This is a genomic window from Streptomyces sp. NPDC040405, assembly GCF_055595765.1.
Map to the genome: position 1 here is coordinate 99,995 of NZ_JBVIVI010000016.1, position 23,204 is coordinate 123,198.

The 23,204-nt window shown below is 73.8% G+C and carries 21 protein-coding genes and 1 pseudogene; 11 read left to right on the plus strand and 11 right to left on the minus strand.

Going from position 1 to position 23,204, the window contains the following annotated elements; genetic code table 11:
- Positions 1-3: 3 nt before the first annotated feature.
- The gene (locus ACZ59A_RS39670) at positions 4-915 is read right to left on the minus strand and encodes an oxygenase MpaB family protein (protein WP_470969304.1); all 912 of its coding nucleotides are present in this window, start codon (positions 913-915) and stop codon (positions 4-6) included.
- Between the two features lie 292 nt (positions 916-1,207).
- On the opposite strand from ACZ59A_RS39670, the pseudogene ACZ59A_RS39675 reads away from it, so the two are divergent.
- Positions 1,208-1,501: pseudogene (locus tag ACZ59A_RS39675) on the plus strand (NAD(P)H-dependent oxidoreductase); the annotation flags it as partial.
- A gap of 287 nt (positions 1,502-1,788) precedes the next feature.
- Here ACZ59A_RS39675 and ACZ59A_RS39680 read toward each other — a convergent pair.
- Together ACZ59A_RS39680 and ACZ59A_RS39685 are read right to left on the minus strand one after the other, a co-directional pair.
- On the minus strand, positions 1,789-2,967 hold the full coding sequence (locus tag ACZ59A_RS39680; protein WP_470969307.1) for an acyl-CoA dehydrogenase family protein: 1,179 nt from the start codon (positions 2,965-2,967) through the stop codon (positions 1,789-1,791).
- A 119-nt stretch (positions 2,968-3,086) separates the two neighbouring features.
- Positions 3,087-5,237, minus strand: a complete 2,151-nt coding sequence (locus ACZ59A_RS39685) for a pyridoxamine 5'-phosphate oxidase family protein (RefSeq protein ID WP_470969309.1) — start codon at positions 5,235-5,237, stop codon at positions 3,087-3,089.
- Positions 5,238-5,379: 142 nt separating this feature from the next.
- Between ACZ59A_RS39685 and dhaK the strand changes: the two genes are divergently transcribed.
- The 4 genes from dhaK (at position 5,380) to ACZ59A_RS39705 (ending at position 9,051) form a co-directional block, all read left to right on the plus strand.
- Positions 5,380-6,372 (plus strand): dihydroxyacetone kinase subunit DhaK, encoded by a 993-nt coding sequence (gene dhaK, locus ACZ59A_RS39690; RefSeq protein ID WP_470969312.1) that lies wholly within the window; start codon positions 5,380-5,382, stop codon positions 6,370-6,372.
- Positions 6,373-6,442: 70 nt separating this feature from the next.
- Positions 6,443-7,078 carry a dihydroxyacetone kinase subunit DhaL gene (dhaL, locus tag ACZ59A_RS39695; RefSeq protein ID WP_470969315.1) on the plus strand — a complete coding sequence of 212 codons (636 nt, stop codon included), beginning with the start codon at positions 6,443-6,445 and terminating at the stop codon, positions 7,076-7,078.
- Positions 7,075-7,506 carry a PTS-dependent dihydroxyacetone kinase phosphotransferase subunit DhaM gene (locus tag ACZ59A_RS39700; protein ID WP_470969317.1) on the plus strand — a complete coding sequence of 144 codons (432 nt, stop codon included), beginning with the start codon at positions 7,075-7,077 and terminating at the stop codon, positions 7,504-7,506. Before dhaL ends, ACZ59A_RS39700 begins: the two co-directional genes overlap by 4 nt.
- 171 nt (positions 7,507-7,677) lie before the next feature.
- Positions 7,678-9,051, plus strand: a complete 1,374-nt coding sequence (locus ACZ59A_RS39705) for an MFS transporter (protein ID WP_470969320.1) — start codon at positions 7,678-7,680, stop codon at positions 9,049-9,051.
- 54 nt (positions 9,052-9,105) lie between these two features.
- Here ACZ59A_RS39705 and ACZ59A_RS39710 read toward each other — a convergent pair whose 3' ends face one another.
- Genes ACZ59A_RS39710 through ACZ59A_RS39720 form a run of 3 tightly spaced genes read right to left on the minus strand, consistent with a single transcriptional unit; the run spans position 9,106 to position 12,561 of the window.
- Positions 9,106-11,217 carry a helix-turn-helix domain-containing protein gene (locus ACZ59A_RS39710; RefSeq protein WP_470969323.1) on the minus strand — a complete coding sequence of 704 codons (2,112 nt, stop codon included), beginning with the start codon at positions 11,215-11,217 and terminating at the stop codon, positions 9,106-9,108.
- Positions 11,202-12,026 carry a 3-hydroxybutyrate dehydrogenase gene (locus tag ACZ59A_RS39715; protein WP_470969325.1) on the minus strand — a complete coding sequence of 275 codons (825 nt, stop codon included), beginning with the start codon at positions 12,024-12,026 and terminating at the stop codon, positions 11,202-11,204. Before ACZ59A_RS39715 ends, ACZ59A_RS39710 begins: the two co-directional genes overlap by 16 nt.
- Before the next feature lie 55 nt (positions 12,027-12,081).
- Positions 12,082-12,561 (minus strand): NUDIX hydrolase, encoded by a 480-nt coding sequence (locus tag ACZ59A_RS39720; RefSeq protein WP_470969328.1) that lies wholly within the window; start codon positions 12,559-12,561, stop codon positions 12,082-12,084.
- A gap of 210 nt (positions 12,562-12,771) precedes the next feature.
- On the opposite strand from ACZ59A_RS39720, the gene ACZ59A_RS39725 reads away from it, so the two are divergent.
- Positions 12,772-13,839 carry an O-antigen ligase family protein gene (locus ACZ59A_RS39725; protein ID WP_470969330.1) on the plus strand — a complete coding sequence of 356 codons (1,068 nt, stop codon included), beginning with the start codon at positions 12,772-12,774 and terminating at the stop codon, positions 13,837-13,839.
- A 449-nt stretch (positions 13,840-14,288) separates the two neighbouring features.
- On the opposite strand, the gene ACZ59A_RS39730 is transcribed toward ACZ59A_RS39725, so the two are convergent.
- Entirely contained in the window at positions 14,289-14,861 is a 573-nt protein-coding gene (locus ACZ59A_RS39730) for a hypothetical protein (RefSeq protein WP_468053394.1), read from the minus strand.
- Positions 14,862-14,935: 74 nt separating this feature from the next.
- On the minus strand, positions 14,936-15,739 hold the full coding sequence (locus ACZ59A_RS39735) for a glutamate racemase (protein WP_470969333.1): 804 nt from the start codon (positions 15,737-15,739) through the stop codon (positions 14,936-14,938).
- A 77-nt stretch (positions 15,740-15,816) separates the two neighbouring features.
- On the opposite strand from ACZ59A_RS39735, the gene ACZ59A_RS39740 reads away from it, so the two are divergent.
- Positions 15,817-17,055, plus strand: a complete 1,239-nt coding sequence (locus ACZ59A_RS39740) for a glycosyltransferase (RefSeq protein WP_470969483.1) — start codon at positions 15,817-15,819, stop codon at positions 17,053-17,055.
- Between the two features lie 3 nt (positions 17,056-17,058).
- Here ACZ59A_RS39740 and ACZ59A_RS39745 read toward each other — a convergent pair whose 3' ends face one another.
- Positions 17,059-18,372, minus strand: coding sequence for a TerD family protein (locus tag ACZ59A_RS39745; protein WP_470969485.1), 1,314 nt, complete (start codon positions 18,370-18,372; stop codon positions 17,059-17,061).
- Between the two features lie 212 nt (positions 18,373-18,584).
- Here ACZ59A_RS39745 and ACZ59A_RS39750 point away from each other — a divergent pair, with 212 nt between their 5' ends.
- Together ACZ59A_RS39750 and ACZ59A_RS39755 are read left to right on the plus strand one after the other, a co-directional pair.
- The gene (locus ACZ59A_RS39750) at positions 18,585-19,109 is read left to right on the plus strand and encodes a DUF6643 family protein (RefSeq protein WP_468053398.1); all 525 of its coding nucleotides are present in this window, start codon (positions 18,585-18,587) and stop codon (positions 19,107-19,109) included.
- 135 nt (positions 19,110-19,244) lie between these two features.
- Positions 19,245-20,087, plus strand: coding sequence for an MOSC domain-containing protein (locus tag ACZ59A_RS39755; protein ID WP_470969336.1), 843 nt, complete (start codon positions 19,245-19,247; stop codon positions 20,085-20,087).
- A gap of 124 nt (positions 20,088-20,211) precedes the next feature.
- Here ACZ59A_RS39755 and ACZ59A_RS39760 read toward each other — a convergent pair whose 3' ends face one another.
- Both ACZ59A_RS39760 and ACZ59A_RS39765 read right to left on the minus strand, forming a co-directional pair.
- Positions 20,212-20,931, minus strand: coding sequence for a response regulator (locus ACZ59A_RS39760; RefSeq protein WP_470969338.1), 720 nt, complete (start codon positions 20,929-20,931; stop codon positions 20,212-20,214).
- A gap of 141 nt (positions 20,932-21,072) precedes the next feature.
- Positions 21,073-21,522 (minus strand): Crp/Fnr family transcriptional regulator, encoded by a 450-nt coding sequence (locus ACZ59A_RS39765; protein WP_470969340.1) that lies wholly within the window; start codon positions 21,520-21,522, stop codon positions 21,073-21,075.
- A 209-nt stretch (positions 21,523-21,731) separates the two neighbouring features.
- On the opposite strand from ACZ59A_RS39765, the gene ACZ59A_RS39770 reads away from it, so the two are divergent.
- The gene (locus ACZ59A_RS39770) at positions 21,732-22,199 is read left to right on the plus strand and encodes an ATP-binding protein (RefSeq protein WP_468053405.1); all 468 of its coding nucleotides are present in this window, start codon (positions 21,732-21,734) and stop codon (positions 22,197-22,199) included.
- A gap of 117 nt (positions 22,200-22,316) precedes the next feature.
- Positions 22,317-23,204, plus strand: a complete 888-nt coding sequence (locus ACZ59A_RS39775) for a universal stress protein (RefSeq protein WP_470969342.1) — start codon at positions 22,317-22,319, stop codon at positions 23,202-23,204.

Genomic DNA, 23,204 nt, shown 5'->3' on the forward strand with positions numbered 1-23,204 from the left:
CGGCTACCCGGCCCGGTCCGGTACGGCCGCCTCCGGTAGGGCCGCGGCGCGGAGGAGGGTGCGGGGCGAGGGACGGGTACCCGGGCCCAGCCTCTCCACCGCCCGCAGGATGTGCTTCGGCGGCAGCTGCCAGCGCACCGTGGCCGGGATGCGCCGCAGCACCCGGCCCGTCGCCCGCAGCCGGCGGGTGACGGTGGCGGGGTCGGGTGCGGGGCGTCCGTACAGCGCGTGGGCGTATGGCGGCAGGGAGGCGTAGGCCAGTGCGGCGAAGCACCCCCAGATCATGTCGCGCGCCGGGACAAGCAGGGCCTGGACCGGGGGCCTGCGCAGAAAGGCGTCGACCTCGCGGGCCCCGGGGGTGGCGGCGAGTTCGGGGCGTACGGCCGCGAAGTACGCGCGCAGCTCCGCCGTATCGGCCGGGACACCGGCCGGGTCGAGCCCGACCAGTCGGGCGGATTCCCGGTTCTCGGCCACATAGCCGTCCGCCTGGGCGTCGGTGAGGGGGTAGCCGGAGCGGCGTACGACGTGGAGGTACGAGGCGACCTCGGCGCAGTGCACCCACAGCAGCAGGGCGGGCTCGTCCACGGCGTGCCGGGCGCCGCTGCCGGGATCGGTCACCGAGAGCCTGCGGTGAATGCCCCGCACCCGCGCACCGGCCCGCTCCGCGGCCTCGGTGGTGCCGTAGGTGATGGTCGCGACGAACCGCGCGGTGCGCAGCAGGCGGCCCCAGGCGTCCTGGCGGAAGTCGGAGTTCTGGATGACGCCGCCCACCGCGAGCGGATGCAGGGCCTGAAGGTAGAGCGCGCGGACCCCGGCGATCCACATCATCGGGTCGCCATGCATCTGCCATGTCACGGACTCCGGGCCGTACAGCCCCGGGTCCGGTATGCCCTGCCCCTGTCCGGCCGCCGCCATGGCCAACCACCTCCTGCGGTCAGGCTAGAGCCGGGGCGCCCGACGCTCACCCGCAGGCTCACGCCGCCGCCCAGCCGGTCCCCGCGTACTACCCGGCCGCGTCCCCTGCTCGGCGAGGGTCCTTCCCGTACCGCGCAAGGAGTTCGCCTCCGCACGCCCCAGCCACGTTCCGGAGGCCCCCACCCACGCCTCCCTGCTCGCCCAGCGCGCCACGCAGTCCCGCGAGGACTCCGAGATTTCCGAGGAGACGGTGGAGTGAACGCGAACCCTGTTGAGCCGCTGCACCTCACGGTCGTCCTCCCTGGCGGAAGCCGTCGAGGCGGTCACCTCGGCGGACGGGCTGATCGCCGTCACCCCGGTCTTCTCGGCCTCGTACAGCGGGCTCTTCGAGTCGTTCTTCGACGTCATCGACAATGACACCCTCACCGCTAAGGCCCTACTGGCCGCGGCCACCGGCGGGACAGCACGGCACTCACTCGCACTGGAACACGCGCTGCGCCAACGCACAGGGGCTGCCACCCGGGCGACCGACGACACCGCCCTCGTACCATTCGAACAACAGCTGGACGTACTACGACCCGCGTGACGCCCAAGCCACGCCGCTACGTTCGAGAAAGACCATGAGCTCAGCCGCACCGCCCTCCGCTAACGCATGTACTCCGTGCGCGACCGAGCGTGCTTGCTGGAAGCCGTAGCCCGTCTGGTGACCGAGGTCTGCGTCGAGCACGTCAACATGAACGCGGTCGCGCGTGCCGCCTCGGCGGGCATCGAGATGACGCTCCGTCACCTCTGAGAAACTGACGATGATCTTGATGCCAAACTATGCCTCTTTTGTGCCGACTATAAATCTTCGTCACACGGTGTCGCAGCGGGTCAGCGGCGCACCCGCGGCATTCCCAGGCCGATCCAGGAGATGATCTCCCGCTGGATTTCGTTGTTGCCGCCGCCGAAGGTGAAGACGACGCTGCTGCGGTAGCCGCGCTCCAGTTCGCCGTGGAGGACCGCGCCCGCCGAGCCCTCCTTGAGGGGGCCCGCGGCGCCGACGATCTCCATGAGCCAGGCGTAGGCGTCGCGGCGCGCCTCGGAGCCGTAGACCTTGACGGCGGAGGCGTCGTGCGGGGTGAGGGTGTCGCGCTGGAGGGCGTCCACCATCTGCCAGTTGAGCAGCTTCATGGCGTCCAGCCGGGCGTGGGTGCGGGCCAGCCGGGCGCGTACCCAGGCCAGGTCGATGACCCGGCGGCCGTCCGGGAGCTTGGTGTCGGCGGCCCACTGCCGGACGCCGCGCAGGGCGCGGATGGCCATGGTGCCGTGGGCGGCGAGGGTGACGCGTTCGTAGTTGAGCTGGGTGGTGATCATCCGCCAGCCCTCGTTCTCGGCGCCGACGCGGCGGGTGGCCGGGACGCGGATGTTCTCGTAGTAGCTGGCGGTGGTGTCGTGGGAGGCGAGGGTGGTGATGACGGTGCAGGAGTAGCCGGGGTCGGTGGTCGGTACGAGCAGGATGCTGATGCCCTTGTGGGGCGGGGCGTCGGGGTCGGTGCGGACGGCGAGCCAGACCCAGTCGGCGGTGTCCCCGTTGGTGGTCCAGGTCTTCTGGCCGTTGACCACGTAGTCGTCGCCGTCGCGTACGGCGCGGGTCTTCAGGGCGGCGAGGTCGGTTCCGGCGTCGGGCTCGCTGTAGCCGATCGCGAAGTCGATCTCGCCGGAGAGGACGCGCGGCAGGAAGTACCGCTTCTGCTCGCCGGTGCCGTAGCGCATGAGCGTGGGTCCGACCGTATTGAGCGCCATCAGCGGCAGCGGTACGCCCGCCTGGGCGGCCTCGTCGAAGAAGATGAACTGTTCGACCGGGCCCAGCCCCCGCCCGCCGTACTCCTTGGGCCAGCCCACGCCCAGCCAGCCGTCGGTGCCGAGGCGGCGGATGGTCTCGCGGTAGAACCGCTTCTGCCCGGCGGGGTCGGCGTAGCGGGCGTACGCGTCGTCGGGGACCAGCTCGGCGAAGTAGGTGCGCAGCTCGGCTCGTAACTGCCGCTGCTCAGGGGTGTATTCGAGGTCCACGGCCCCTCCTGGAGTCTCGCGTGCGCCACGACGGCGGTCGGGGAGCGTCCTGGGATCGAGGGGCACGGTAGAACGCGTTCCAAAAATTCGGAAGGGCCGTGGAGCGGCGAGGGCGGCGCTCAGCCCGACTCGTCCACCCGGGGCGGGCTGTCGTCCGTGCCGCGCCGTACGACCTGTACCGGCGCGCCCGGGCGCCAGGTCCGCAGGACCAGGTCGGCCCCCTCGACCTCGGTGTGCACGACCTCGGTCACCTCGGCGCGGAAGAGGTGGAAGGGCTCGGGCGGATGGACCTCGGCGGCGAAGCGGGCGAGCGACTCCGGGTCGGTCACCTCGACGGCCCGGCCGCTGACCCGGACATCGCCACCGGGGGTGCCGGTGTCGGGGCCGGGGTTGGCCTGGATCGAGAAGCGCTGGTCGCGGCGCAGGTCGAGGGCCTTGCGGGAGTCGGGCATCATGCCGAGCCACAGTTCCCCGAAGCGGAAGTTGACCTCCAGCGGCGTCAGCCGCGGGGAGCCGTCCTGGCGCACCGTGGCCAGGACATGGGTGCGGTAGCGCGCGAAGCGCTCCTGCGCGGCCGTGGCGAAGCCGGGCTCCGTCGCCTGGAATCCGGCCCAGCTGGTGATCGGATGCGTCGTCATGGCACCCATGCTCGCGGGATTATCCGACGTCTTCTGTCCGGTTTTCTGGGAAGACTGAAGAGACTCCCCCGCGCCGCGCGAGGCCACTTGGCGCGCCTGATGCGGCGGCAGATAGGCGTTCCACGACGTCCCGGGCAGCGGAAACCCGATCCAGGCGCGGGCGTACGACGGCGGCCGGGCGCCGTGGTCGCGCCGGACGAGCAGCGCGGTGGGCTCGTGTCCGGCCCGCCGCAGCAGCCCGGACACGGAGGTGGAGCGGTTGTTGCCGCTGGTCTGGGCGGAGCCGCAGCCCGCGTGGTACGCGACGGGCAGGGCCCGGTCACCGGCCACCAGGCACGGCGGCCGCAGCCCCAGCCGCTTCAGCCCGTCGGCGGCGGTGCGGTAGCGCCCGGTGGTCTTCTCGGACACCGTCGAGGTGTGGGTGAGGACGGCGAGCTGGCTGCCCAGGTGGAGCAGGACGACGATCCCGAGCGCGGTGGCCATGTGGCGGGGCGAGCGCGCGTCGCGTACGGCGCGGAAGCCGAGCGTGGCGATGGGCAGGGCGAGTAACGCGTAGGAGGGCATCAGGAAGCGCGGCGCGGAGTAGTCGATAAGCAGCAGATAGGGGACGGCGAGGGCGGCCGCGCAGACGATGGGCAGCACGATGACCGGCACACCGGGTTCCTGGAGTGCGTACGGCCGTCCGAGCCCGACGCGCACCCGGGTCCGCCGTGCGTGACGGTCCCGCAGCACGAGGGCGACGGCGGCGAGGGTCAGCAGCGGCAGCGAGAGCCACCACAGGGTCAGCTCCGGATGGCGCAGCGGCACCTCGCACGGGCGGCACAGCTGCGGCCCGTTGAGACTGCGCAGCGCGGCGCCCACGGCGAAGTGGAGGCCCATGCCGCCCTCGACCTCGCTGGAGACGTCGAGCCGCCCGCCGATGCCGCCGAAGCGGTCGTACGCCTCGCCGATCCACTGCGCGGCGCCGAGCAGGAGCCCGCCGACGAGCGGGGGCAGGGCGGGCCGCCAGGTCCGCAGCCGGAGGGCGACGGCCAGCAGCGGAAGGGCCAGCCAGCCGCCGTCGGGGGTGCGGACGAGCGTGACCCCGGCGACGAGGGCGGCGAGCCACCAGCGGGCGTTGCGTTCGGTGGGCAGGCGCAGGAACCAGCCAACGGCGGCCACCGCGCCGAGCGCGACCCAGAGGTTGGGCATCACGGCGGGACCGCTGATCGTGGTGATCCACAGCCCGGCGAAGAGCAGCGCGGCGAGCGCCACGGGGCCGCGGGGCAGCAACCTGTTCCAGACGCGGAAGGCGGCGTAGAGCGCGCCCGCGGAAAGCACCGCGAGGAGGACCCGGAGCACCGTGATGGAGGACGTGGCGGCCACCACCGGGGAGACCAGCATGCTGATGCCGCGGGAGCGCGGCGCGCTGAAGTACGCGGCCGGGGTGCGCGGGTCCACCTGGGAGACGTACACGGACTCGTCCCAGCCCAGCGCGTGTCCGACGTGCGGGACGACCACGGCGAGCTGGACCGCCGCATAGCCGGCGGCCACCACCGCGAGCCACGGCGCGCGGCGCCGACGGCGCGGCGGCTGGGGTGGATGCGGGCGCGGGCGCGCGGCGGCGGCCGCCGGTGCGGCAGTGTTCTCCATGCGCGCACCATATGATGTCTATGTACCTTTTTCGGCTTATTAGGCTGTTCGGCTCAGTGCCCCAGGGGTGCCATGACCGCGCCGGATCCGTACGCTGTTGCAGCGGTGCACAGCTCCCATCCGGTGGAGGACGAACGCTCCCATGAAGATGCTCATCAATGTGGCCGAAACCGTGGTCGCCGACGCACTGCGCGGACTGGCCGCCTCCCATCCCGAACTGACAGTGGATGTCGAGAACCGGGTGATCGTCCGGCGGGACGCGCCAGTGCCCGACAAGGTGGCCCTGCTCTCCGGCGGCGGCTCCGGCCACGAGCCGTTGCACGGCGGGTTCGTCGGGCCCGGCATGCTCGACGCGGCCTGCCCCGGCGAGGTCTTCACCTCCCCCGTGCCCGACCAGATGGTGCGCGCGGCGGCCGCCGTGGACAGCGGCAAGGGCGTGCTGTTCATCGTCAAGAACTACACCGGCGACGTGCTCAACTTCGACATGGCGGCCGAGCTGGCCGAGGACGAGGGCATCCAGGTCGCCAAGGTGCTCGTCGACGACGATGTGGCGGTGGCCGACAGCACTTTCACCGCGGGGCGGCGCGGCACCGGCGCGACGCTGTTCGTGGAGAAGATCGCGGGCGCGGCGGCCGAGGAGGGCGCGCCGCTGGAGCGGGTGGAGGCGATCGCCCGCCGGGTCAACGCGTCCTCGCGCAGCTTCGGCGTGGCGCTGGCCCCCTGCACGACGCCCGCCAAGGGCGGCCCCACCTTCGATCTGCCCGCCGGGGAGCTGGAGTTGGGCGTGGGCATCCACGGCGAGCCGGGGCGCGAGCGGCGGGCCATGATGACCTCGCGCGAGATCGCCGACTACGCGGTGGACGCGGTGCTGGAGGACCTGCGCCCCGACAGTCCGGTGCTCGTCCTCGTCAACGGAATGGGGGCGACCCCGCAGCTGGAGCTGTACGGCTTCGCCGCCGAGGTGCACCGGGTGCTCGGCGAGCGCCGGGTGGCGGTGGCACGTACGCTCGTCGGCAACTACGTCACATCACTCGACATGGCGGGCGCCTCGGTCACTCTGTGCCAGGTCGACGAGGACCTGCTGCGGCTGTGGGACGCGCCTGTACGGACCGCCGGGCTGCGCTGGGGCTGCTGACCCGGACCACCTCACCGCTCATCCCGATACGTACGCTGTCGCCGTCGGTTACCGTCATGAGGAGGCGTCTGTGTCCAGCAGTGAATCCGCAGTCGAACACGCGCTCGACACCTCTTTCTTCCAACGCTGGCTCACCGCCGCGGCCGAGGCCGTGCACCGCGAGGCGCCCCGGCTCACCGAGCTGGACTCCGCCATCGGCGATGCCGACCACGGCATCAACATGCAGCGCGGTTTCACGGCCGTGACGGACGCGCTGGAGAAGGAGCCGCCGGGGTCGCCCGGTGCCGCGCTCATCCTGGCCGGGCGCCAGCTGATCTCGAAGGTGGGCGGCGCCTCCGGGCCGCTGTACGGGACGCTGCTGCGGCGCGCGGGCAAGGCGCTGGGGGACGCGGCGGAGGTCACGCCCCAGCAGCTGGCGGACGCGCTGCGGGCCGGGGTGGACGCGGTGGCCCAGCTCGGTGGCGCCGCGCCCGGCGACAAGACCATGCTGGACGCGCTGCTCCCCGCGGTGGAGGCGCTGGGCGGCGACACCGCGTCGTTCACCGCGGCGGGCGAGGCCGCCGACAAGGGCGCGCTGGCCACCGTACCGATGCTCGCGCGCAAGGGCCGGGCCAGCTACCTGGGCGAACGCAGCGTCGGCCACCAGGACCCCGGCGCCACCTCGTCCGCGCTCATCGTCACGGCGCTGGCGGAGGCCGTCCGATGACCGATGACAGTGTCACCGGAGGCAGCGACGAGAAGCTGGTCGGCGTCGTGGTCGTGTCGCACAGCGGGGAGGTCGCCGAGTCGGTCGCCCGGCTGGCCACCGCGCTGGCCGGTGGCGGCACCGCGCCCGTGCGCGCCGCGGGCGGCACCCCGGACGGCGGATTCGGCACCAGCGAGGAGCTGATACGCGACGCGGCGTACGCGGTCGACCAGGGCGCGGGGGTGGCCATACTGGTCGACCTCGGCAGCGCCGTACTGACCGTCAAGGCGCTGCTGGCCGAGGAGGACGAGCTGCCGGAGGGCTCCCGGCTGGTGGACGCGCCGCTGGTGGAGGGCGCGGTGGCGGCCGTGGTCACCGCCTCCACGGGCGCGGACGTGGACACGGTCGCCGGAGCGGCCGCGGAGGCGTACGACTACCGCAAGGTCTGAGCGGACGCGGACGGGCCCGGGGCGGCGAAAGCCCCCGGGCCCGTTCGCATGGGTGCGGCGCCCGCAGCGGACGGCCGAAGTGTGTAGCCCCCGTACATATCCGAGCTGACATGCGCATTTCTACGGTGTGGCACACGAACCCGTCCCCGCACCCGCTCGGAAGTGGTAACCATGGCTCCTCCGACCAGCCCCGGATCGCTGCGCCGCATCGTCGCGGCGAGCCTCATCGGCACCACCATCGAGTGGTACGACTTCTTCCTCTACGGGTCGGCCGCCGCGCTCGTGTTCAACAAGCTCTTCTTCCCCGGCTCCGACCCGCTCGTCGGCACCCTGCTGTCGTTCCTGACGTACGCCGTCGGCTTCGCCGCCCGGCCCATCGGCGCCCTGGTGTTCGGGCACTACGGCGACCGGCTCGGCCGTAAGAAGCTGCTGATCCTGAGCCTGCTGCTGATGGGCGGGGCGACCTGTGCGATCGGCCTGCTGCCGACGCACGCCACCGTCGGCTCGGCCGCGCCCGTACTGCTCACCGCGCTGCGGCTGGTGCAGGGCTTCGCGCTCGGCGGCGAATGGGGCGGCGCGGTGCTGCTGGTGTCCGAGCACGGGGACGCGCGGCGGCGCGGATTCTGGGCGTCCTGGCCGCAGACCGGCGCCCCCGCCGGGCAGTTGCTGGCCACCGGGGTGCTGTCCGCGCTGACCGGGCTGCTCTCCGAGTCGGCCTTCGAGTCCTGGGGGTGGCGGGTGCCGTTCCTGCTCTCCGGTGTGCTGGTGCTGGTCGGCTTGTGGATTCGTCTTTCTGTCGATGAATCACCGGTCTTCAAGGCCGCGCTGGCCCAGGCCGAGGCGCGAAAGAGCGCGGATGTGGCGGAGAAGATGCCGCTGGTGGCCGTGATGCGCCATCACTGGCGGGACGTCCTGGTCGCGATGGGCGCCCGGATGGCGGAGAACATCAGCTACTACGTGCTCACGGCCTTCGTCCTCGTCTACGCCACCTCCGACCATGTGGGCCTCGGCAAGCAGACCGCGCTGAACGCCGTACTCATCGCCTCCGCCGTGCACTTCGCGACCATCCCGGCCTGGGGCGCGCTCTCGGACCGCGTCGGCCGCCGTCCGGTCTATCTGCTGGGCGCCGTGGGCGTCGGCGCGTGGGCGTTCCCCTTCTTCGCGCTCATCGACACCGAGGACTTCGGGGCGCTGGTCCTCGCGGTCACGGTCGGGCTGGTCTTCCACGGTGCGATGTACGCGCCCCAGGCGGCCTTCTTCTCGGAGATGTTCGCGACGCGGATGCGGTACTCGGGCGCCTCGATCGGCGCCCAGTTCTCCTCGGTCGCGGCCGGGGCGCCCGCCCCGCTGATCGCCACCGCGCTGCTCGCCGACTACGACAGCTCCGGCCCGATCTCCCTGTACGTCATCGCGGCGGCGCTGCTCACGGTGGTGGCGGTCGGCGCGGCGAAGGAGACCCGCGACCGCGACCTGGCCGCCATCCGGCCGGGCGCCGAGGACGAGCCGCGGGCGGCTTCGGAGGCGTCCCGTTCGGCCTCGGCCTAGGGGGATGTCTTGTCGCCGATCGGCCCGATCGGATCGGGCCCGATCGGCAAGGGCTCAGCGCTCCACGGCCCCCGTCAGCCGGTGCAGCCGCAGCGCCAGCTGTATTTCCAGCGACCGCGCGGGCGACTGCCAGTCGTCACCGAGCAGCCGCCCCACCCGCTCCAGCCGCTGCGCCACCGTGTTCACATGCACATGCAGCGCGTCCTTGGTGCGCGCCGGGCTCATCCCGCTGGCGAAGTACGCGTCGAGCGTGCGGACCAGCCCGGTGCCGCGCCGCGCGTCGTACTCCACGACCGCGCCGATGGTGCGCGTGACGAAGTCCCGCACCCGGGTGCCGTCCGGGGCGCCGTCCCGCGTACCGGCCAGCAGCAGGCCGAGGAAGCCGAAGTCCTCGGCGGCGGCCCCCTCACCGGCCCGGCCCAGCACCCGCAGGGCGGCCAGACAGCGCCGCGCCTCGGCGTACGACGCGGCGACCTCGGCGGGGCGGGCGGCGGGCGCGGCCACGGGCGCCGAGGCGCCGACCGTGACGGGCGCGTGCACGGCGGTGCCCAGCTGCCGGGCGGTACGGCGGGCGAGGGCGTCGGCGCTGTCGCCCTCGGCGAGCGGCAGCAACAGCACCGTGCCACCGTCGCGCGCCGCGGCCAGCCCCTGCCGGGTGGCGGCCAGATGGGACGCGGCGGACCACAGGCGCTGCCGGTCCGCGGCGTCCTCGGCGGCGCCGGAGCCCGGCGCGACGGCGGGGTCGGCCGCGGGCTCGGGGCCCGCCGCGGCGCGCGGCGCGTCGATGCCCGCGGCGAGGACGACATGGGGCGCGTCCAGATCCGCCCGCAGCCGCGCGGCACGCTCCCGCAGCAGCCGCGGCTCCCGGTCGGGCGCGTCGAGCAGATCGTCCAGCAGCTCGCCGCGCACCCGCTGTTCGGCCTCGCCCGCCGAGCGGCGGGCGAGTTGCAGCAGCGAGGTGACCATGGCGGCGCGCTCCAGGGTGCGCTGGTCCACGGGGTCGAGCCGGGGGTGGCCGTGCAGGACGAGCGCGCCGAGGAGTTCGCCGCCCGCGGAGACGGCCGCGATCCAGTCCTCGCCGTGGCGTACCGCGTGGCCGTCGGCCCGCGACCGGTCGAGGGCGCCCGCGGGCGCCCGGTCCGCCTCCAGGAACTCCACCGACCCGCTCAGCACCTCGGCCACGGCGGCGGCGACGTCCTGCACCCCGCCACCACGCAGCACGAGTTCGGTGAGCCGGTCGTGGACCTCCGAGGCGCGCTCGATGACGCCGCTGCGGTCCCGGATGATCTCGTTGGCGGCCTCCAGTTCGGCCAGCGCCGTCCGCGTCTCGGCGAGCAGATTGGCCGTGTCGATCGCGACGGCCGCGTGCGCGGCGAAGGAGGCGAGCAGGGCGATCTGTTCGCGTTCGAAGACGCGGACGCGGCGGTCGGCCGCGAACAGCACCCCGATGACGCCGCTGCCGAGCTGCAGCGGCACGCCGAGGATGGCGACCAGGCCCTCGTCGCTGACGCCCGCGTCGATGGTGCGGGTGTGCTGGAACCGGGGGTCGTCGAAGTAGCTGTCGGTCACATAGGGGCGCGCGGTCTGCGCGACGAGCCCGCCCAGCCCCTCTCCCATGCCGAGCCGCAGTTGCTGGAAGCGCGCCGAGACCGAACCGTCGGTGACCCTCATATAGGTGTCCCCGGCGGTCGGGTCGTTGAGCGTCAGATACGCGACCTCGGTCCCCAGGAGCGAGCGGGCGCGCTGCACGATGGCCTGGAGGACCGCGTCCAGATCGCGCAGCCCGGCGAGGTCGTGGGCGGTCTCGAAGAGCGCGGACAGCTCGGCCTCGCGGCGCCTGCGGCCCTCCAGTTCGCCGCGTACCCGCAGGGCGAGCAGCTTGGCGCGCTCCAGGGCGGCCAGCCGCTCCGCCGGTGCCTTCTCGGCGCGCGCCCGCAGACCGGGGCGCTCGTACGCCTCGGCGGGCGCGCCGCGCGCGAGCAGTTCCAGGTACGGGGTCTCCGGCTGATCGTCGGCGGGGCCGGGCGTACTCCCGCCGGAGGTCCCGACGGCCGTCGGGCGGCCCGCGCGGCGGCCGGGCAGAGCGCTGTCCGGCCGGTCGTTCAGCGGTCCGTTCGGTGGGCCATTCGGTGGGCCGTTCGGTGGGCCGTTCAGTGGGCCGTCCATCCGCCGTCCATGGTGAGCGAGGCGCCGGTGATGAACGAGGCGTGCGGACCGCACAGATACGCCACGGCCTCCGCCACCTCCTCCGGCTCGACGAGCCGCTTGACCGCCGAATCGGCGAGCAGCACCTCGGAGACGACGCGCTCCGGGGAGATGCCGTGCGCCGCCGCCTGGTCGGCGATCTGACGCTCGACCAGTGGGGTGCGCACATAGCCGGGGTTGACGCAGTTGGACGTCACCCCGTGGGGCGCGCCCTCCAGGGCGGCGACCTTGGAAAGCCCCTCCAGCCCGTGTTTGGCGGCCACATACGCGGACTTGTACGCGGAGGCGCGCAGCCCGTGCACGGAGGAGATGTTCACGATCCGCCCCCAGCCCTGCCCGTACATCCCCGGCAGCGCGCCGCGCACCAGCCGGAACGGGGCCTCCAGCATCACCGTGAGCACCCGGGAGAAGACCTCCGGCGGAAAGTGCTCGATCGGCCGGACCAGCTGGAGCCCCGCGTTGTTGACCAGGATGTCGGCGCCCTCCGCGGCCCGCTCGGCCGCGTCGAGGTCGGTCAGGTCCAGGGCGTACGCCTCGACGGTGCCGGGCGGGCGGGCCGTCCGCTCGGCGGAGGCGACCAGGTCGGCCAGGCCCTCGGCGTCCAGGTCGACCGCCCGTACCCGCGCCCCGGCGGCCGCCAGGCGCAGGCTGCACGCCCGCCCGATGCCCCCGGCGGCGCCGGTGACGACTGCGGTACGGCCGGAGAGACCGGCGTCGGCGGGCCGGGGTGCGGAGCCCGGAGTGTGGCCGGGCACGGGGGACGCGCTCATGACGGGCACACTAGGCGGCGGCCGCGCCCGGACCGATGGGGGCCCGGCACACTCTTCACTCCCCCGGGATGGGTTCGAACCACGTCGGCTCCTCGCCGAGCGCCTGCTTGATCCGGGTGAGCGAGAAGTCCTGCAGCTCCGGCAGCGCGTCGAGCGGGAACCAGCCCACGTCCAGCGACTCGTCGTCGTTCACCCGCGCCTCGCCGCCCACCGCGCGGCAGCGGAAGCAGACGTCCATGAACTGGCACTGGTCGTCATTGGGGTACGTCACCGGCGCCAGGGTCCGTACGAGCACGATGCGCTCCGGTACGCACCGCACCGCGGTCTCCTCGTGCACCTCGCGCACCACCGCCGTGGCGGGCTGCTCGCCCGGTTCGGGGATGCCGCAGATGATCGCCCAGCGGCCGTTGTCGGCGCGACGGCCCAGCAGCACTCTGCCCTCGTCGTCGAAGACGACGGCGCTCACGCCCGGCAGGTAGAGAAGTTCATGGCCGATGGAGGCCCGCAGGCCGCGGATGAAGTCGGGGGTCGCCATGCGCCGAGCGTATCCGCCGGGCCCGCCCGTACGCCCATGGTCTGCGCCGGGCGCCCGTTCTGTGCGCTCGGTGCACGTTTCACCACTGACACATCGTTTCTGCGCAACATATACACATAACTCGCCGCTGGCGCTACCGTTCCTGGTGCATGGCTCGCGACGCGACTTCCGGTCGCCGCGCGATGCCCGTCACGACGGGGGGTCGACGGGATGACGTCATCTGCGCTGGAACCGGTCGTAAGGAATCACGACCGGGACCACGACACCGATCACTACAGCCAGGCCCTGGGCACTCTGCCCGACATCGCGGGCGTGGCGATCCTCGCTTCCTGCGCCCTCTGGGCGCTCGTCTGCGCCATGGGGCGCACCGCGCGCCCCGAGGGGGTGCTGCTCGCCGTATTGGCCGTGGCCGCCGGGTACGCCTGCGGCCGCATCGCCGGGTCGCTCCTGCCGGTCGCCTGCGCGGCCGCCGCCGGGGTCGCGGGGCTCGGCCTGGCCGTGGCCACCCGCCCCGGCCCGAGCGGCCACCAGGGGCTGGACGCGGCCCAGCTGACCCTGGCCACCGGCGCGGCCTGCTGCGCCGCGTGGGCCGCCCGGCGCACCGCGCTCCGGCTGGCGCTGTGGCTGCTGGCCCTGACGATCACGCTCACCGCCGTGGTGAGCGGCCCACCGGCGGGCTGGGCCGCGAGCGGCGCGGTCCTGCTGTGCTCCCTGGCCGCCGCCCGGCTACGACGGCGGCTCGCCGCCCTGGCCGCACTCGCGCTCGTCGCCGCGGTCGCCGTCGGCGGATGCTGGGCGGTCGCGGCGGGCGCGGTGCCGGGTGGGCTGCCGCCGTCGCTACGGTCCCACCTCACCGAACACCGGATCCGCATGTGGCAGGACGCGGCCCACCTCGCCGGGGCGAACCCGGTACGCGGCGCCGGGCCCGACCTCTTCGCCGAGCTGAGCCCGGCGGCCGTGCAGACACCCGAACCGGAGACCGCACCGCACTCCGCCCCACTCCAGCAGGCCGCCGGACAGGGCCTGCCGGGGGTCGCGCTCCTGGGCGCGGCCTTCGCCTGGATGCTGTACGCCCTGTGGCGCTCACCCCGCTCCACACCGGTCGTCCTCACCGCGGCGGCCGCGCTGACGGCCCTGGCCGTCGAGGCGTCCCTGGGCAACGCGCTCAGCTTCCCGCAGGTGACGGCCGGAGCGGGCCTCCTGGCAGGCCTGGCAACGGCCCGCCACCTGGAAAACCCACCCCCGACCCCCTCGCACGTGCCCCGCCCCGTCCCCTGACACCCCGCCCCGCCCCGAACGCCGCGAACCCGTCCGGGCCGGGTCCGCACCACACCGCACGACGCCCCGCCGGGCCGGAACCGCCGGGGCCGGGCCCGGCTCACCCCACGGTGGCCCGCTGGCACCCAGCGGATCGGCCCGCCCGGCCCCGGTCACCGACCCGACGCACGACCACGGCACGCAGCCCGGCCCTCGGGCCGACAGGACGGCGCCCGGCCGCACCGCCCAGCCGGGGGCAGACCCCGAGCGCGGCACCAGCAAGGGCAGGCCCGGCTCACTCCGCGGTGGCCCGCGGCACCCGGGCGGATCGGCCCAGCCCGGCCCGTACCGAGCGGCGGCATCGGCGGGGCCCGGCCACGGCGAATGGGCGCGGCACGCGACCGACCCACCGCAGGGCCGGGGGCCGGGGTGTCCCCGGATCGGGAAGGGGCGGGGCGGGGAGAGGACCCCTACACCTGGGACGTCCTCGTCGCGATGAGCCGGAGGCGGTCGCGGATGACTCGGACCGCCGCCTCCGCGTCGTCCACCGTCACCGTGAAGATACGGCCGTCGCCCAGCCGCAGCACCAGACCCTCACCGCGCCGTACGACCACCGCGGTGCCCTTGTCGGGGCGCCACCGGTAGCCCCAGCCGCCCCACTGGCAGGGGGTGACGCGGGTGACGACATCGGCGTGGACCACGTCGCTGAGGGGGATGCGGCGGCGGGGCAGCCCCATGTGGCCGCAGCGGACCTCCAGGCACTCCTCGTCGACGCGCACCGCCACATGGACGAAGGCGAGGGTGCCGAAGAGCATCAGGAGTCCGGCGGCGAGGCAGCCGATGACCGACATCAGGAGCGGGGCGAGTCCGGTGGTCCAGGGGGAGGCGACGGCGAGGTCGATGCCGAGCGCCACGCAGGCGGCGCCGACGGTCGCCAGCACCCACTGCACACGGTTATGGGCATGGCCGGTCCAGACCGCGGGCGTGCCCTGGCCCGGGGTCTGCTTGCCGTGGTGGTCCGAGTCCTCGGCGTGGGGCCTCATGACTGGCAGGGTACTCACGTTCCGCTACCACGGCAGCCGACGGCGGCGTTTTGCCCGGTGGGAGCCGTAAGGGGTCAGCCGCGCGCCGGGGCGGCGGGGGCCAGCAGAGCGCCCTCGGCGTAGGCGAGCGCGCCTTCCGGCAACGTGGCCTCGCGGCCGCTGAGGATGACCGTGAGCGTGCCACGGGCGGTCGCGGCCGCGTCGGTCCGCGGCAGGGAGGGTTCGGCGCCGATCCGCCGCAGCGCCTGCGCGGCGACGGCCCCGGCGGACCCGTGGAGGGCGATGGGCGGCGCGCCGGCGGGCTGGACGGCGGCCCGGATGCGTTCGGCGACCAGCTCGTAGTGGGTGCAGCCGAGGACGACGGCCCGGACGTCGTCCGGGGTACGGGCCGCCGCGGCGGCCACCGCGGCGTCGATCGCCGCGTCGTCGACGTGCTGGACGGCGTCGGCGAGACCGGGGCAGGCCACGGCCGTCACGTCGACGCCGTCGGCGAATTCGCTGATCAGCGCGCGCTGGTACGGACTGCCGGTGGTGGCGGGGGTGGCCCAGATCGCGATGGGCCCGCCACCGGCCGCCGCGGGCTTGATCGCGGGCACGGTTCCGATGACCGGCAGTCCGGGCTCCAGCTCGGCCCGCAGCGCGGGCAGGGCGTGCACGGAGGCGGTGTTGCAGGCGACGATCAGCGCGTCGGGCCGGTGCGCGGCGGCGGCGCGGGCGCAGGCCAGGGCGCGTTCGACGATGCCCTCGGACGTACGCGGCCCCCACGGCATGCCGTCGGGGTCGGAGGAGAGGATGAGATCGGCGTCGGGCCGAAGGCGGTGCATCGCGGCCGCGGTGGGCAGCAGGCCGAATCCGGAGTCCATTAGCGCGATCTTCACCCCGTCACTTTAGAGGATCGGCCCCGAGTCCCCGGCACCCGGGCGCCGGTTCGGGCAGACTGCGGCGGGTGAGCGCGCTGACGTGGATCGCGGGCGGGGCCCTGGTGGCATGGCTGTGGCTGCTGCTGGGCCAGGGGTTCTTCTGGCGTACGGACGTCCGGCTGCCCCGGGCCCCATCCGGTGGGCCCGGGACCGAGGCGGGTGGGCCCGGGACCGAGGCCGGTGGGCCCGGGACCCCGGCCGACGAGCAGCCCGGCGACTGGCCATCGGTGGCCATCGTGGTGCCCGCCCGGGACGAGGCCGCCGTCCTCCCGGCGAGCCTGCCGTCGCTGCTCGCCCAGGACTACCCGGGACCGGCCGAGGTCTTCCTGATCGACGACGGCAGCTCCGACGGCACCGGAAAGCTGGCCCGCGAACTCGCCGACACCTGCGGCGGGCTGCCGCTGACCGTCGGCTCGCCGGGCGAACCGGAGCCCGGCTGGACCGGGAAGCTGTGGGCCGTACGGCACGGGATGGCGCTCGCCAAGAGCACCGACGAGGCGGACTTCCTGCTGCTCACGGACGCCGACATCGCTCATGAACCGGACTCGCTGCGGGAGTTGGTACGGGCCGCCCGGGCCCACGGCCTGGACCTGGTGTCGCAGATGGCGCGGCTGCGGGTGGCGACGGGCTGGGAGCGGCTGATCGTCCCGGCGTTCGTGTACTTCTTCGCCCAGCTGTACCCGTTCCGCTGGGTCAACCGGCGCCGGGGGCGCTGGGCGGCCGCCGCGGGCGGCTGCGTGCTGCTGCGCCGGGAGGCGGCGGAGCGGGCCGGGGTTCCGGAGGCCGTCCGGCAGGCGGTCATCGACGATGTGGCGCTCGCCCGGGCGGTCAAGCGCTCCGGCGGGGCGATCTGGCTGGGCCTCGCCGACCGGGTGGACAGCGTACGGCCGTATCCGGGGCTCGGGGAGCTGTGGCGGATGGTCTCGCGCAGCGCGTACGCCCAACTGCGGCACAATCCGCTGCTGCTGGTGGCGACGGTCGCGGGGATCGCGGTGGTGTATCTCACGCCGCCGGTCGCGCTGTGCGCCGGCGCACTCACCGGGCGCCCGGCGCTGCTCGCGGCGGGCGGCACCGCGTGGGCGCTGATGGCCGCTACGTACGTCCCGATGCTGCGCTACTACCGGCAGACCCTGTGGCTGGCGCCGCTGCTGCCGCTGACGGCCCTTCTCTATCTGCTGATGACCGTCGACTCGGCGGTGCGGCACTGGCTGGGGCAGGGCGCGGCCTGGAAGGGGCGCACCTACGCCCGCCCCAGCGCCGCGCCCGGCGAATGAGCCTCACTTGCGGCCGGGTGTCCAGTTCATGCCCCAGCCGTAGGCGTGGTCGAGGGTGCGCTGCGGGCTGACGCCGCGGTCCGGCACCAGGTAGCGGGCCTCGCGCTGGACGACGAGGTCGCCGCCGTTGTTGGTGATGAGCGCGAGCGCGCAGACCGTGGACGGGACGGTGCACTCGTCGAGGGAGAAGTCGACCGGCGCGCCGAACTGTGGCTGAAGAGTGACGGTGGCGTGCAGGTTCGCGAAGCTGCGGGCACCTTCGTAGATGGTGACGAAGACGAGGATGCGGCGGAACGCGTCCTTGTGGTCGAGGCTGATGGTGAGGTTTTCGCCGGACGACCGGGCACCGGTGCGGTCGTCGGCGTCGAGGTGGATGAACGGCGGCTGGTGCAGCGAGCCGAACGAGTTGCCGAGCGCCTGCACCACGCCCTTGCTGCCGTCGGCGAGTTCGAACAGGCAGCCCAGGTCGAGGTCGAGGTCGCCGTGCATGGCCAGGGCCCTGCCGAGCTTCTGGCCCCACCCCTGGAACTGCTTGTGCACCTGCCAGTTGAGGTTGACCCGCAGGGAGCCGGAGGTGCCGCCCTGCTTGGTGAGCGAGACGGCGGGCGCCTCCTTGGTCAGCGTGACCTTGCTGAGGCTCACCGGAGCGCCCGCCCCCGAGGGCGGGGCAGCCGGGGCCGCGGGCGGCGGCGGGAAGGCGGCGGCCGGAGGCCCCGACGGCGGGGCCGGGGGCGCGGCGGGCGGTGCGGGAGGCGCGGCCGGGGGCGCGGGGACGGAGGCCGGGGCGGGCGCCTGCTGCGGTTCGTCGACGCTGATGCCGAAGTCCGTGGCCAGGCCCGCGAGCCCGCTGTCGTACCCCTGGCCGACCGCGCGGAACTTCCATCCGCCCTGCCTGCGGTACAGCTCACCGAGGACGAACGCGGTCTCCGCGGAGGCGTCCTCGCTGTCGAAGCGGGCGATCTCGGCGCCGCCGGACGCGTCGAGGACCCGGATGTGCAGACCGGGCACCCGGCCAAACGTTCCGCCATCCGAGGAGGCGGCGAGCACCACGGTCTCGATCTCGGGCTCCACGCGGCCCAGATCGACCGCGAGGGTGTCGGTCACGGTGTCACCGGCGGTCCGCTTGCCCTCGTGCCGTACGGCGCCCGAGGCGTGCACGGCCTGGTTGTAGAACACGAAGTCCGCGTCGGAGCGAACCTTTCCGGACATCAGCAGCAGCGCGGAAGCGTCCACGTCCGGCGCTCCGGGGCTGGAGCGCCAGCCGAGTTCGACTCGCACCGCCCCTGCCGTGACCTGGATGTTGCTGCCTTTGCGCATCGCCATGCGGTCCCCCTGTCTTTCTGTTCGCTTCATCTTCTGGACGGGCATGTGACCCTCTGAAAACGCGCCCTTTACAGGATCTCAACGTACCCTGACGACCGTTTTTCCCGGGTTCGGTCCGATTGGGGGTCCGCGACCGCTCCGAACACTGAAAACAACCCACCTACCGGGCTCCCCAATCAGCACATGGTGGGCTTAACTTATGGTCTATGACCTCCCCCCGCAGCACCTACGGCGGCGGCTACTACCCCTCGCCGTCCTTCCCGGACACTCCGATCTACGACAGCCTCGTCGCCGAGCGGGGAACGCCTCAGATCGCACCCATCCGGGTGCCTTCCGCGTATGACAGCGGAAGTCACCTCCCGGCACTGCCTTCGGCGCTTCCCGCGCTCCCGGCCGCCCCCTCTCAGCAGCAGGCCCCGCAGCAGGGCTATCAGCAGCAGGCGCCGCAGCAGGGCGGAATGCAGCCCGGCGGCATGCAGCCCGGAATGCAGCCGGGCGGGCTCCAGCAGGCGCCCTCCCCGTACATCCCGCCGCAGGGTGGCCCGCGCGGCTACCCGGGGGCGCAGCAGCCGCGTCAGGCGGCGCCGAACGGGTACGAGGCGATGCGCCCGGCGATGCCGCGTCCCCAGGCGCCCCGCCCGGCGGCTCCGGCCCAGTCCCCGTACGACGACCCGTACGGCCGTCAGCAGCAGTACCCCGGGCGTCCCCAGCAGCCGGGGGGCGGCTACTGACCCCGGCGCACGCTCCGCGCAGCCTTTCGCGGCACGGCCGGGGCCCGGTGTTCCGACGTTCGGACCTCCGGGACTCGGTTCGTGTTCACTCTGTGGCCCTCCGGCCTGTCGGACCCTGCTGGCAGGATGTTCGGCATGGTCAACCCAGTGCTGAGCGACCTCCACGTCTACCCCGTCAAGTCCGTCGCGGGGTTGGCGCCCGGAGCCGCGGTCGTGGAGCCGTGGGGGCTGGCCGGTGACCGCAGATGGATGGTCGTCGAGCCGGACGGGCGCTATGTGACCCAGCGCCAGCAGCCGAGGATGGCGCTCGCCTCGGCCGAGCTGCTGCCGGACGGTGGTGTCCGGCTCAGCGCCGAGGGCCATAAGCCGCTGCGTGTGACGGCACCCGGGCCGGGGGACCCGTCGGTGCCGTCACCCGCCGCCTTCCCCGTGAAGCTGGCGCGGACGGAGGTCGAGGTGGTGTCGGCGGGAGCCGACGCCGATGCCTGGTTCAGCGACTTCCTGGGAACCGAGGCGCGGCTGGTCCATCTCGACGACCCCGCGCGGCGGCCCCTGACCCCGGAGTACGCGCGCGGCGGGGAGACCGTGAGCCTCGCCGACGAGTTTCCACTGCTGCTCACCACCACCGCGTCGCTGCACGCGCTCAACTCGCTCATCGCACAGGGTGACCACCCCGATGAGGGCCCCTTGCCGATGAACCGCTTCCGGCCGAACGCCGTCATCGATGGCACCGCGCCATGGGCCGAGGACGGCTGGCGGCGGATAAGGATCGGCGAGGTCGTCTTCCGGGTGCCCAAGCCGTGCTCCCGCTGCGTCATCACCACGACCGACCAGAGCACCGGCGAGCGCGGCAAGGAGCCGCTGCGGACGCTGGCGCGGCACCGGCGGGTGGGGGACACCCTGCTCTTCGGGCAGAACATGGTGCCGGAGGGCACGGGCACGCTGCGGCTGGGCGACCCGGTGGAGATCCTGGAATAGCCGAGCAGCCGAGTAGCCGAGCAGCCCCACGGCGGCACGGCACGGGCGCCCGGCGCCACGGAGGCCCATGCGGCCCCGGGGCAGGGGCCGTTCGGCTCCCCGGCGGTGCGGGAAGCTCACCGCCTCACTGCCCCGTCTCGCGCTCCCTGATCCGCTCGGCGATCACCGCGGCCTGGATCCGGCGTCCGACGCCCAGCTTGGCGAGGATCGCGGAGATCCGGTTCTTGACGGTCTTCTCCGCGAGGAACAGCCGCTCCGCGATCTGCCGGTTGGTCAGCCCGTCCCCGATCAGCTCCAGGATCTCCCGTTCACGCGGCGACAGCCGCTCCAGCTCGTCGGGCGCGCTGGGCTGGGGTCCGCGGAGCCGGGCCATGACGCGGGCGGTCGCGCCCGGGTCGAGCATGGACCGGCCGCCCGCCACGGTGCGTACGGCGGACACCAGGTCGGAGCCGTTGATCTGCTTGAGCACATAGCCCGCGGCCCCCGCCATGATGGCGTCGAAGAGCGCCTCGTCGTCGTCGAACGACGTGAGCATCAGACAGGCCACCCCCGGCAGCCGGGCCCGCAACTCACGGCAGACCGCGATCCCTTCGTGGTCGGCGTTCTCCCCCGCCCCGCCCAGCCGTACGTCGAGCACCGCCACCCGGGGCCGTACGGCGGGGGCGCGGGCGATGGCCTCGCGGGCGGTCGCCGCCTCGCCGACGACCGTGAGATCGGGCTCCGCGTCCAGCAGGTCGCGCAGGCCCCGTCGCACCACCTCGTGGTCGTCGAGCAGGAAGACCCCGATGGGCTCGGCGGGAGGGTCGACTCCCGCGGCATCGGCGGTGTCGGCTTTCTCGGGCACTGCCCTCTCCTCCGTAGCGCATGGGGCGCCGGTCGTGATCCGGCTGCCCACTCTTACGTCCTGCCGCGGGAAGGGGTAAGGGGCCATTCGGCCCTCCGGCGCCGCCCCTCCGCGATCAGCGGTGTGGCCGACCCTACGCAGTCAGGGGGACATACCGCCCGCGTACGGCCCGTACAGATCCAGCAGCCGACCGCGGGCGGCCTGCAGCCGGCGACCGATCACCTGTGCGCAGGCCAGCGCGAGCGCGTAGCCCAGCTCCGCGTCCTCGTCGCACAGCTGGCGCACCGCCTCCGCGTCGAACTCGTACGCGCGCACCGGGCTGAGCGCCTCCGCGCCGAGGTGCCAGGTGTCCGGCGGGAACAGCCATGACCAGCCGATCAGCTCGCCGGGGCCCAGGGTCTCGATCACCGCGGCCCGGCGGCCCGGGACCCGCAGGTCGAGGGTGATCGCGCCGGTGCGGATGATCCAGAAGTGGTCGGCTTTCCGGCCCTCCTCGAAGATGCGGCCGCCCGAGGGGAAGGACACATCGCTGGCGAGCGCCATCAGCCGCTCGCGGTGCTCGGTCTTCAGTGCGCCCAGGAGTCCCTTCATGGCCTCACTCTGCCGTCTCCTCCCCCGCCCCGCCCCTCGGCGGTGACCGTGCGTGCGAGCGGCCACCGGTCCGAAGCGATACACCGATGAGCGCGTACCGACTCTCCTTCAGTCATTTCCAGTCGAGTTGCCGATATGACACGTCATTTATGGTCACGCCTCCCAATGGCACCCCACACCCCATACCCTCGGCTCCTTCATCGACCCTGATGTCGCTCGCCCTCGTCACACGGGAGGCCCTGGTGCCAGCCGACTCTCTCCGTCGGTCCGCCAACCGAGCCGGAGCACACCTGGAACATCTTCTGCACCGCCGCTTCACCGCCGGGGAGCTGCCGCGGCTGCGCGTACTCGTCGAGGAGTGCGCCGCCTGGGCTGGGCTCAGCGAGGCCCGCCGCGGTGACTTCGTCCTCGCCGTCGACGAGATCGCCAGCAACGCGATCGAACACGCGGGCGGGAAGGGCTCACTGCTGCTGCGCCGGGTGGGCGACGAGCTGGAGTGCCGGATCAGCGATTCCGGCCCCGGCTTCTCCGAGGACGTCATCCCGCAGATCCTGCCCGGGCTGGACGGCGCGACCAGCGGCCGCGGGCTGTGGCTGACCCGCCTGGTCACCGACCGGCTGGCGATCAGCGCCGGGGCCATGGGCGCCGTCGTGACGCTCGCCATGCGGCTGCGCTAGCCCGCGGGTACCCCCGCCCCGGCCCATGGGTCCCCCCGGTGCCCCGATACCGCGTCATGGCCGCCGCTTCGGCGGGACAATGAGCGGGAATACAGCCAGGTGCCGACAGGAGAGGCGGTGGGCCCGGTGGAACTTCCCGTGGTCGTCGGGGTCGACGGTTCGGACGCCGCCTCGGACGCGCTGGACTGGGCCGCCGAAATGGCGGCCCGGCGGCGGCTCCCGCTGCGCATCGTGCACGCCTCCCTGTGGGAGCGGTACGAGGGCTACGTCCCCGCCCCGGCCGCCGACCGCCCCACCGAGCGGCTGCACAGCGAGACCGTGCTCGCCACCGCGGCCGAGCGGGCCGGGCGGCGCGCACCGGCGCTGAAGGTGATGACCGACCTGGCGGCCGACGACGCGGTGACCGCCCTGCTGCGCGCCGGGCAGAGCGCGGAGGCGGTGGTCGTCGGGTCGCGCGGGCGCGGCGAGTTCGCGTCCCTGCTGCTGGGCTCCGTCGGGCTGGGCATCGCGGCCCGCGCGTCCTGCCCGGTGATCGTCGTCCGCGGCCGCCAGGAGGGCGTGCAGGGCCGGATGGGCCGCGTCGCGGTGGGCATCGCCGAGCGCGAGCGCCCGGGCGAGCACGACGGCACCCCGCCCTCCCCCGCCGTCGCCTTCGCGCTCCGGGAGGCCCGGCTGCGCGGCTGCGAGCTGGCGGCGGTGCACGCCTGGCGCTGCGCGGGAGCGGACGACCACGGGCCGCACGAGGACCACGCCCGGCACGCCGCCGAGCTGCTGGACGAGGCGCTGGGCGGGGTGACGGAGATGGCGCGGCCGCCGGTGCCGGTGGCGTACCGCGCGGTCGAGGGCCCGGCCCGCAAGACGCTGCTGGAGGCGTCGGAGCGGGCCGACCTGCTGGTGGTGGGCGCCCGGCGGCGGCAGGGGCACTTCGGGATGCAGCTGGGTCTGGTCAACCACGCCGTACTGCACCACGCCCGCTGCCCGGTGGCGGTGATCCCGCAGCCCTGA